At 45.9% G+C, this 9,187-nt stretch carries 14 protein-coding genes; 10 read left to right on the forward strand and 4 right to left on the reverse strand.

What is annotated here, in order from left to right:
• The 3 genes from A1D16_RS08690 to A1D16_RS08700 all read right to left on the reverse strand — a co-directional run.
• The coding region (locus tag A1D16_RS08690) for an FAD-binding domain-containing protein (protein WP_290708970.1) at positions 1–405 on the reverse strand (405 nt) is incomplete at its 3' end.
• Positions 406–407: 2 nt separating this feature from the next.
• Positions 408–689, reverse strand: a complete 282-nt coding sequence (locus tag A1D16_RS08695) for a TIGR03643 family protein (RefSeq protein WP_290708971.1) — start codon at positions 687–689, stop codon at positions 408–410.
• Positions 671–2,164 (reverse strand): cryptochrome/photolyase family protein, encoded by a 1,494-nt coding sequence (locus A1D16_RS08700; RefSeq protein WP_290708972.1) that lies wholly within the window; start codon positions 2,162–2,164, stop codon positions 671–673. The genes A1D16_RS08695 and A1D16_RS08700 overlap by 19 nt, the downstream gene beginning before the upstream one ends.
• A 50-nt stretch (positions 2,165–2,214) precedes the next feature.
• On the opposite strand from A1D16_RS08700, the gene A1D16_RS08705 reads away from it, so the two are divergent.
• The 4 genes from A1D16_RS08705 to A1D16_RS08720 all read left to right on the forward strand — a co-directional run bounded on the left by A1D16_RS08705 (position 2,215) and on the right by A1D16_RS08720 (position 4,797).
• A complete protein-coding gene (locus A1D16_RS08705) occupies positions 2,215–2,931 on the forward strand; it encodes an SDR family oxidoreductase (protein WP_290708973.1) in 717 nt (238 codons plus the stop codon).
• Positions 2,932–2,965: 34 nt separating this feature from the next.
• On the forward strand, positions 2,966–3,214 hold the full coding sequence (locus A1D16_RS08710; RefSeq protein WP_290708974.1) for a hypothetical protein: 249 nt from the start codon (positions 2,966–2,968) through the stop codon (positions 3,212–3,214).
• On the forward strand, positions 3,171–4,190 hold the full coding sequence (locus A1D16_RS08715; protein WP_290708975.1) for a proline dehydrogenase family protein: 1,020 nt from the start codon (positions 3,171–3,173) through the stop codon (positions 4,188–4,190). Before A1D16_RS08710 ends, A1D16_RS08715 begins: the two co-directional genes overlap by 44 nt.
• A gap of 103 nt (positions 4,191–4,293) precedes the next feature.
• Positions 4,294–4,797: a hypothetical protein gene (locus A1D16_RS08720; RefSeq protein ID WP_290708976.1), complete on the forward strand. Its 504-nt coding sequence runs from the start codon at positions 4,294–4,296 to the stop codon at positions 4,795–4,797.
• Between the two features lie 7 nt (positions 4,798–4,804).
• Here A1D16_RS08720 and A1D16_RS08725 read toward each other — a convergent pair whose 3' ends face one another.
• On the reverse strand, positions 4,805–5,278 hold the full coding sequence (locus A1D16_RS08725) for a GAF domain-containing protein (RefSeq protein WP_290708977.1): 474 nt from the start codon (positions 5,276–5,278) through the stop codon (positions 4,805–4,807).
• 88 nt (positions 5,279–5,366) lie between these two features.
• On the opposite strand from A1D16_RS08725, the gene A1D16_RS08730 reads away from it, so the two are divergent.
• From A1D16_RS08730 to A1D16_RS08755, 6 genes are all read left to right on the forward strand, one after another.
• On the forward strand, positions 5,367–6,161 hold the full coding sequence (locus tag A1D16_RS08730; RefSeq protein ID WP_290708978.1) for a thymidylate synthase: 795 nt from the start codon (positions 5,367–5,369) through the stop codon (positions 6,159–6,161).
• 27 nt (positions 6,162–6,188) lie between these two features.
• Positions 6,189–6,701, forward strand: coding sequence for a dihydrofolate reductase (locus A1D16_RS08735; RefSeq protein WP_290708979.1), 513 nt, complete (start codon positions 6,189–6,191; stop codon positions 6,699–6,701).
• The gene (locus A1D16_RS08740) at positions 6,691–7,494 is read left to right on the forward strand and encodes a class I SAM-dependent methyltransferase (protein ID WP_290708980.1); all 804 of its coding nucleotides are present in this window, start codon (positions 6,691–6,693) and stop codon (positions 7,492–7,494) included. Before A1D16_RS08735 ends, A1D16_RS08740 begins: the two co-directional genes overlap by 11 nt.
• A gap of 71 nt (positions 7,495–7,565) precedes the next feature.
• Positions 7,566–8,678 (forward strand): Re/Si-specific NAD(P)(+) transhydrogenase subunit alpha, encoded by a 1,113-nt coding sequence (locus A1D16_RS08745; protein WP_290708981.1) that lies wholly within the window; start codon positions 7,566–7,568, stop codon positions 8,676–8,678.
• 12 nt (positions 8,679–8,690) lie between these two features.
• Positions 8,691–9,002: an NAD(P) transhydrogenase subunit alpha gene (locus A1D16_RS08750; RefSeq protein ID WP_290708982.1), complete on the forward strand. Its 312-nt coding sequence runs from the start codon at positions 8,691–8,693 to the stop codon at positions 9,000–9,002.
• A 16-nt stretch (positions 9,003–9,018) separates the two neighbouring features.
• On the forward strand, positions 9,019–9,187 hold a 169-nt coding region (locus A1D16_RS08755; protein WP_290709025.1), incomplete at its 3' end, for an NAD(P)(+) transhydrogenase (Re/Si-specific) subunit beta.

Below are 9,187 nucleotides of genomic sequence, written 5' to 3' on the forward strand. Positions count from 1 at the left end.
GTTGTGCGCATAACCGGTTTCGTACAGGAGCCGGATTCCTTCGTCAATAGCATGGATACCGGTTGCAGCATGGGTAAGTGCCAGTGGCAGCTTATGGTGAAGAACATCCTGCTGGGGCTTTCGGATATCATTGAGCATGCCCTCCCCTAAATGCCACCAGGTTCGCTGGAAATATTCTCGCCAGGCTAGTTCCTGCACAAATTTATAGGCAGTTTTAAGGGTATACCCCCGCTCTTGCAGCGATTGCCAGACTTCGGGTAAGGTAATAGCACCCCGGGAAATATAAGGCGATAAGGCGGTTACCGCTCCATTGGCAAAATTTCTTGTTTTTGCATAAGCTTCCGGGTTAATTGATTGAATCCGTTGCTGCAGGCTATCCTGGTCAGTGGGGAAAGAATACGGCATAATCAGCGTTTGCTTATTTTGTTAGAACTGATGGTTTTCTGACGGCTGCATTTAAACCGCAGTACGTCTTTATTTCTTAATGCAATGTGTTTGGTTTTGCGCGACTGCACTCTTTTTCTCCAACGGATAAAACTCTTTTCCAGCAGTTCCCTGCGCATGAGCTGAATTACTTCGCGTTCAGTTAAACCAAATTGATGAAAAATGGCTTCAAAGGGTGTGCGGTCTTCCCAGGCCATTTCAATGATACGGTCGATACTTGCAGTAGTTATTTCTTTTGATTCCATTGATCCAGTTGTTGTAAAAATTTTTCGGCGTTGTGGAGATGCGCCTCTTGTTTTTCCGGCAACATTTTATCAAAGCTGTGAACCAGCATACCCAGGCGCGGATTACGCAGGAAAAAAGACCGGTTCAGGTGCATGAAGCGCCAGAATAATCCGTCCCATACTGTTTGCCAGGGTCCTTTCTCCCAATCGCCCATTTTCATCAGGTAATTAGAGCCGCTGATATAAGGTTTGGTGGTCATCAAACCACCGTCGGCAAACTGTGTCATACCATAGGTATTGGGTACCATTACCCAGTCGTAGCTATCAATATACAGTTCCATAAACCACTGGTACACCTGGTCTGGATCAAACTCGCAGAGCAGGAAAAAATTTCCGAGTACCATCAGCCGCTCTATGTGATGGTTATAGCCGGTTTGCAGCAGTTTTTTGATGGTGGTATCAATGGGCGGAATACCTGTTTCTCCGGTATAAAACTGTGGTGGAATGGCTCGCCTGAAATTCCAGAAATTCCGGGTTCTTTGTGTTGACCCGGCGCGCAGGTATACCTGGTGAATGAATTCTCGCCAACCAATAATCTGCCGGATAAAGCCTTCCAGCGAATTGAGCGGAATGGGCTGGTTACTTGCCTGCTTCAACGTTTCCTCTACTACTTCAGCAGGTGTTAGTAAACCGGTATTTAGCAAAGGTGTTAGTACACTGTGAAACAGGAAGGAATTGTTTTTTTGTATAGCATCCTCATAAGGACCAAATTTGGCAAGCCGTTCCTGCAAAAAAACGGCTAACCAGGCACGGGCGGCACGGGCGGTAACCGGGTAAATAAATGAGTCGGTATTTCCAGGATTATTCGGGAAATGTTGCTGAACATAGGAACGGGCTTCTTGCACCCAATGATTTTCGGCGGCAGGCTGAAGCGCTGGTATGGATAGTCCTTTTGGAATTCTTTCCCGGTTCTCCGTGTCAAAGCTCCATTTTCCGCCCAGGGGTTGCTGTTGTACATCCAGCAGCAGGTTTAGTTTTTTGCGATGCCAGATATAGAAATCCGTTTGAAAAAAACTCTTTTTATTGTTGAAATAATCGGCTTCATCGGGTTGTAACAGAAAACCTGGACTGGCATACCAACTTATACCCAGTTTATAGGTGGCAGCCATTTTCTTTATGCGTTGTTGCAGCCAGTTGTCGGCCAGGTGAGCAATATGCAACTGCCCAATTTTTTGTTCAATAAGATAGCTGCCCAAATGCCGGCAGTCTGCTGCCTTTTCTGAACTGTTTATGTAAACCGTTTGATAGCCCTTTTTTCTCAGGTGCTCTTCAAAAGCTTTCATGCTGGCCCGGTGGAAAAGAATTTTCTGCTGATGAAAAGCATATTGTTTAAAGAATAAAGCTTCTTCAATGAAGAGGATCAAACGTTTTTTTGAAAAGGCAGGATGCTTCTCAAAAAGTTGATGAGGGAAAACAAGTACAGCATCATTTTGCATGGGAAAATAAACAAAAACCAGGGCCTATTGTTGGATCAGAAACTTGTTTAATGGAAACAATTAAAGGAAAAAATATTTTAATAGCAGGTGCAACAGGTGGAATTGGAAAAGCTACCGCCAGGCTGCTTGCTGCAGGTGGTGCGCAGGTTTTTCTTACCGGCAGAACAGCTGCAAAACTGGCGGCACTGGCGGGGGAAATAGGCGTTGATGAAGCCCATTGGATGGCAGCTGATTTAACCAGTGCGGCAGAGGTGGATAAGTTGTTTCAACGGTTTAATGAAGCTCACCCGGTAATAGATGTATTGATCAATTTGTCAGGTATCGGCATTATTAAACCGACTGAACAATTAACGGAAATGGATTTTATGCAATCTGTACAGTTGAACCTGCTGGCTTCTTTTTTATTAGTACAGAAATTTCTACCTTCTTTTAAGGAACGGAAAAAAGGACTGATCATACATGTTCCGGGTATTTTGGGAAAGGTTCCGATGGCGGGTGCAGCTGCCTACAGTGCATCCAAATACGGACTGGTGGGAATGCTTCAGAGTATCCGGGAAGAGGTTAAACGAACCGATATCCGCTTTACCAATATTTTCCTGGGAGGGGTGGATACCGGTTTTTGGGACAGGATCGATCTCCGGGTACAACGAGACAAAATGGTACGCGCAGAGGAAGCCGCAAAAGCCATCTGGTTTCTCTGCCAACAACCCGAATCGGGAGTGGTTAGCGAACTGGTATTGCAACCCTTTAACCATCAGGCGATCTGAATTTGCCTTATTTTTGCGGCCTTAATAATGCTGCATGAATCCAGGATCCCGCATTTCATTTGATAACACCGAAAATGCTTTTGCGTATAAATCGGATAAATCACTCAAAAAAGCACAGTTTCTTTTTGCGTCAATGGGCTATTCTGCACTGGTTCAAATAGGAACAAGGATTACTCCCTGGGCAATAAAGATAGGATTACCTGTAAAGGGATTGATCCGTGCTACACTTTTTGAGCAGTTTGTCGGAGGCGAAACCCTGCAAGGAAACCGCCCGAGTAGCTGATTTGCTGGGGAAATACCAGGTTCAGGTAATTCTGGATTACGGGGTGGAAGGAGGAGACTATGGTGAACAGGGCCTGGATCATGCCTGCGAGGAATTTATCAAAGTCGTTGATTACGCTGCCACACAGCCTAATATTCCGTTTATGAGCATTAAGGTAACCGGCCTGGCTCGTTTCGGCCTATTGGAAAAATTAGATACTGCCGCACAGGCAAAAAGTGGTTTTGAAGGACGGATTCATACTGAAGTACTGTCGGAAGCCGAAAAGGCGGAATGGGATCGAGTAGTGGCCCGTATGCACCGGATATGTGAAGCGGCATCGGCGCAGGGAGTAGGTGTGCTGATTGATGCCGAGGAAACCTGGATCCAGGATCCGGTAGATGCGCTGGCCATGCAGATGATGGAAACTTATAACCGGCAAAAAGCTATCGTCTATAATACCATCCAACTGTACCGGCATGATCGGCTTCAATTTTTAAAGGACAGCTTTCACCAGGCTGAATTGAAAGATTTTATGCTGGGTGCCAAACTGGTTCGGGGCGCCTATATGGAAAAAGAAAGAAAACGGGCGGAAGAAATGAATTATCGTTCACCCATCCAGCCGAATAAAGAAGCAGCCGATCGCGATTATAATTGGGCCGTTGAGTTTTGTATTGAGCACATCGAACGTATTGCCACCATTATTGCATCGCATAATGAGTACAGCAATCTGTATGCTACGCAATTATTGGAAAAACGGGGCTTGTCATTGCATCATCCGCATATTCATTTTTCCCAGCTTTATGGCATGAGTGATAATATCACCTTCAACCTGGCAAAAGCGGGCTGCCCGGTCAGCAAATACCTTCCTTTTGGACCAATTGGTGATGTGGTTCCTTATCTCATGCGGCGCGCACAGGAAAACAGCTCGGTAGCCGGACAAACCGGTCGTGAACTGGGACTTATCAGGAAAGAATTACAACGCAGAGCGAAACGTTAAAGGTGCTTAGCCTGGTAGCGAGTTATCCACTTTTTACCGCTTTGGTACCATAGTTGTTGACAATCCGTTACATGGGTTGAATTCTACGCTAAACAGCATTTCTATGAGTTCGTTTTTAGCCGTTACTACCTACGAGGTAGGACGTTACGCGCAGGTAGTACTGATCTGTAGCATTCCCGTAATTGTACTTACTGTTTCCGGAATTCTTTGGGTGCACTACCGCCGCAGAAAAAAACTGGATCCCATTGAAGCGCAGTTACGCGAAACCATTCATCAAAAAATAAAATTGGAGGCTATGGAAAATGAATTCAAACAAAACGAAACCGATGTTCGCTATTTACAGGATATGTTGCAGGAAAAACAACTGCAGATAGAATTTCTTCAAAATCAGCTGTCACAGCGGATCCGGAATTTTCACGAGGTGGAAGCCCGGGAGGAACAAATTCGCCAGGATATCCGGCAAAAAGAAGCTTTGCTGGCTGAGCTGGAAGTGAAATTGCAGCAACAGGCAGGTTTTCTTACCGGCTTGCAGGAGCAGCTTGCCCAGGGAATTGAACAGCTTAAAGGAGGGCGTGAAAAAAATAGCCCGCTGGTAGCAGTTGGCTAAGCAATTCCTAAGCGGAAAGGAGTTGGAGAATTTCTTCCAGGTACTGCTGATCGGTAGTGTCGAATTGATTCAGTTGATCACTGTCAACATCGAGCACGCCTACCACTTTTCCATCCCGGAAAAATGGAACAACAATTTCTGATTTGGACAAACTGCTGCAGGCAATATGACCTGGAAATTGCTCCACATCTGGGACAATTAGCGTGCTGGCTTCTTTCCAACTGGTACCGCATACCCCGCGTCCTATCCGGATACGGGTACAGGCAACAGGCCCCTGGAAAGGGCCCAGCACCAGTTCGTCTCCTTTTACCAGGTAGAAACCTACCCAAAACCAGCCAAATTGTTCCTTTAATGCTGCCGCTATATTTGCCAGGTTAGCGATTTCATCGGTTTCACCTTCCAGTAATCCTTTGATCTGTGGAATAAGGGCCTGGTATTGTTCTTCTTTTGTACCCTGCTGTATGTATAAGTCCTCTGCCATTTTACAAAATTAAACATTTTGTTCCCATTCACCGGTTGGGTACCCCCGAGCAATGGAAGGGATAGCGGGAAAAGTGTAACTTGCACGCATGCAACAGTATCATCAGTTATTGCAATATATTCTGGATAATGGCGTAGAGAAATCGGACCGGACGGGAACCGGTACCATTAGCTGTTTTGGGTACCAGATGCGGTTTAACCTTGCAGATGGCTTTCCGCTGGTAACCACCAAAAAAGTGCACCTGAAAAGCATTATACATGAATTACTCTGGTTCCTGAAAGGGTCTACCAATATTTCCTACCTGAAGGAACACGGGGTAGGTATCTGGGATGAATGGGCCGATGAAGCGGGAGAACTGGGGCCTGTTTATGGAAAACAATGGCGTAGCTGGGAAGGAAAAGATGGAAAAATAATTGACCAGGTTAGTGATTTGGTAAAACAATTGAAAACCAACCCGGATAGCCGGCGGTTAATCATCAGTGCCTGGAATGTGGCGGAGCTGCCGCAGATGGCGTTGATGCCCTGCCATACGTTATTTCAGTTTTATGTAGCAAACGGAAAACTAAGCTGCCAGTTGTACCAACGCTCGGCCGATGTGTTCCTGGGTGTGCCGTTTAATATTGCCTCCTATGCGTTACTGACCCTGATGCTGGCACAGGTAACCGGCCTTGAACCTGGGGAGTTTATTCACAGTTTTGGTGATGTGCATATTTACAGCAACCACCTTGAACAGGTTCAATTGCAATTAAGCCGGGATCCCTTTCCCCTGCCAACCATGAAAATTAACCCTGCTGTGAAGGATATTTTTGCATTCCGGTACGAGGATTTTGAACTGGTAGGCTACCAGAGTCACCCGGCTATAAAAGCACCGGTAGCAGTGTAACCTCAGTTTTGCATAATTTGAGTTGATATGAAAATTAGTTTGGTGGTTGCAGTCAGCGAAAATCAGGTAATAGGGAAAGACAATCGCCTGTTATGGAAGCTGCCCAATGATATGAAGTTTTTCAAAAATACCACCTGGGCAATGCCGGTCATTATGGGAAGGAAAACCTATGAAAGTTTGGGCAAGCCCCTAAATGGCCGTACAAATATTGTACTTACTACCAAAGCAGCCTGGACAGCCCCGGGGGCGCTGGTGGTACACGACTGGAAAACAGCCCTCGCAACGGCCCGCGAAACCGACGCAAAAGAGGTTTTCGTTATCGGGGGAGGAGATATTTACCAACAAAGCCTGGAGTTTTGTCACCGCGTTTACCTGACACGCGTTCATACTACGGTGGAGGGAGATACGTTTTTCCCGGTATTACCGGCTGACCAGTGGAAACTGCACTCAAAACTGGATTTTCCGGCAGATGAAAAACATGCCTATGCCTACAGTTTTGAAATTTGGGACAGTAACGGAAATGACCTGAATGAAGCATAAGCCTTACAGTCACTTCAGATTAGCTGTCAAATACCTTTATTATTGGATTACTGCAGCTAATGGAAAAGGTCATGGTATTCATTCTCCTTTCGTATTTGCGCTTATCCGCGACGTTTTGAATGATAGGGGCGAATATTATGCGTTTTCTACTATAGAAGCATTAAGGCTTCGATTAGAACTGGATAAAAGCGCAATTGAAGTCCTGGATTTAGGCGCAGGCGGAGCGGGTACAAGGCAGGTGCCGATTTCAACCCTTACCAAACGTACGTCTAAATCTAAAAAGCTGGGCCGCCTCTTATTCCGGCTCACCAATTATTTTCAGCCGAAGACCATGGTAGAGCTGGGTACTTCTATGGGCTTATCTGCTGCTTACCTCTATGCCGGGAACCGTACTGGAAACCTGATTACCCTGGAAGGTGCGCCTGCCGTGGCAGCGCAGGCCAGGGAAAATTTCCGGCAGCTCAGTTTTAATGACATCAGGGTAGTGACCGGTAATTTTGACCATACGCTGGAACCGTTGCTGAGCGAATTACAGCAGGTTGATTTTGCGTATGTTGACGGTAATCACCGCTATGAACCCACCCTCCGCTATTTTGACCTGCTGAAAGCTAAACGAAGCAACCAGTCGGTGCTGGTTTTTGATGATATTCACTGGAGCCAGGAAATGGAAGCCGCCTGGGAAAAAATTAAACAAGACCCGGCCGTACGTTGCACCATAGACCTTTTCTTCATTGGACTCGTGTTTTTTACTGATTCTTTTAAGCATCCGCAACATTTTACCATCCGCTTCTGATTTATTCTTCCATAACGTTCTTAAGTATCCGCAATAAAACTTAAATTGTTATAGAAACAAATCGCTTCCGCATGACGGTAGGTGTATTGAAAGAACCTGTTCCTGAAACCAGGGTTTCCATTTTACCCGAGGCCGTTCCTGCTTTGCTAAAGGCCGGGCACCAGGTTTGGATTGAAAAGCAGGCCGGAAACATGGCATTTGCATCGGATGAAGCCTATGAAAAAGCAGGCGCTACCCTGGTGGATAGGGATAAGATCTGGGGGGCAGACTGTATCCTCGCCATTCAATTACCCGAATCCATGCCTTCTCAACAATTATCAGGGAAGATACTGATTGGGGTGTACCAGCCCCTTTACAACAAGGCACAGATGCAGGATTGGGCAATAGCCGGAATAACCAGTTTTAGCCTAGATATGTTGCCCAGAACTACCCGCGCACAAAGCATGGATGTACTAAGTTCACAGGCAAATATTGCAGGGTATAAAGCCGTTTTACTGGCTTCGGTTAGTTATCCCCGTTATTTTCCTTTATTTATGACCGCTGCAGGAAGCATTGCTCCTGCCAAAGTGCTTATTTTAGGTGCCGGTGTTGCCGGTTTACAGGCTATTGCCACCGCCAAACGGCTCGGAGCTGTGGTAGAAGTATTTGATACAAGACCCACCGTTAAGGAAGAAGTAAAAAGTTTGGGGGCAAAATTCATAGAAGTAGAGGGCGCGGCAGATGCAAGTAAAGCCGGGGGATATGCCGTTGAACAAACCGAGGAGTTTAAAGCAAGGCAACAACAAAAAATCGCAGAGAGTATTGCAAAGGCTGATATTGTAATTACCACTGCTCAGATTCCGGGAAAAACCGCTCCCGTTTTGGTAACTACCGATATGCTAGATGCCATGCGGCCAGGTTCTGTTATCGTGGATCTGGCGGCTGCAACCGGCGGCAATACTACCAAAACAGTGAATAATTCAACCATAACCTATAAAGGCATAACCATTATCGGTAATTCCAATTTAGCAGCCACCCTTCCCGCTGACGCCAGTAAATTATATGGCAAAAACCTTCAGCAATTCCTGGCGTTGCTTACCGGGGCGGGAGCTGTACTAAAACTTAACTGGGATGATGATTTAGTAAAGGGTGCCTGCATAACCTATAATGGAGAGATCCTTCATGAACGGGTTAAAACAATATAAACGCTGATCAGTATGGAACATATCTTGGAAAAAATTGCGCAGCATCAGGATTATATCTATATCGTGGTGCTGATGATATTTCTTGGCATAGAAGTGATTGGCAGGGTGCCCAGTGTATTGCATACCCCACTTATGAGCGGCGCCAATGCCATTCACGGCGTTGTCATAATCGGGGCAATTATTGTTATGGGAAAAGCGGACCCGGAAAACTACCTGGCGCTGGTACTTGGGTTTTTAGCGGTAATTCTTGGAACCCTTAACGTAGTTGGCGGGTTTGTGGTAACCGACCGGATGCTGGAAATGTTCCGGCATAAACAAAAATAAACTTTAATAGAAGCGTATGCTGCTTACCGTTATATACCTGCTGGCCTCTGTAAGTTTTATACTCGGGTTAAAAATGTTATCAAACCCCGCTTCGGCCAGAAAAGGAAACAGGATTGCCGCAGCAGGTATGGGGCTGGCAATTTTCGGTACAATTTTTTTGTATGAAGAAAGTAATGGAACAAGGC

It is taken from the genome of Flavihumibacter sp. CACIAM 22H1 (assembly GCF_001601815.1).
Lineage (GTDB): Bacteria > Bacteroidota > Bacteroidia > Chitinophagales > Chitinophagaceae > Flavihumibacter.

Bases quoted from the DNA above. Each gene is read 5' to 3' on its own strand.
- A1D16_RS08750 (WP_290708982.1), top strand. From the start codon at position 8,691: ATGGAACATATCTTGGAAAAAATTGCGCAGCATCAGGATTATATCTAT.
- A1D16_RS08745 (WP_290708981.1), top strand. From the start codon at position 7,566: ATGACGGTAGGTGTATTGAAAGAACCTGTTCCTGAAACCAGGGTTTCC.
- A1D16_RS08720 (WP_290708976.1), top strand. From the start codon at position 4,294: ATGAGTTCGTTTTTAGCCGTTACTACCTACGAGGTAGGACGTTACGCG.
- A1D16_RS08695 (WP_290708971.1), bottom strand. From the start codon at position 689: ATGGAATCAAAAGAAATAACTACTGCAAGTATCGACCGTATCATTGAA.
- A1D16_RS08730 (WP_290708978.1), top strand. From the start codon at position 5,367: ATGCAACAGTATCATCAGTTATTGCAATATATTCTGGATAATGGCGTA.
- A1D16_RS08735 (WP_290708979.1), top strand. From the start codon at position 6,189: ATGAAAATTAGTTTGGTGGTTGCAGTCAGCGAAAATCAGGTAATAGGG.
- A1D16_RS08705 (WP_290708973.1), top strand. From the start codon at position 2,215: ATGGAAACAATTAAAGGAAAAAATATTTTAATAGCAGGTGCAACAGGT.
- A1D16_RS08725 (WP_290708977.1), bottom strand. From the start codon at position 5,278: ATGGCAGAGGACTTATACATACAGCAGGGTACAAAAGAAGAACAATAC.
- A1D16_RS08740 (WP_290708980.1), top strand. From the start codon at position 6,691: ATGAAGCATAAGCCTTACAGTCACTTCAGATTAGCTGTCAAATACCTT.
- A1D16_RS08710 (WP_290708974.1), top strand. From the start codon at position 2,966: ATGAATCCAGGATCCCGCATTTCATTTGATAACACCGAAAATGCTTTT.
- A1D16_RS08700 (WP_290708972.1), bottom strand. From the start codon at position 2,164: ATGCAAAATGATGCTGTACTTGTTTTCCCTCATCAACTTTTTGAGAAG.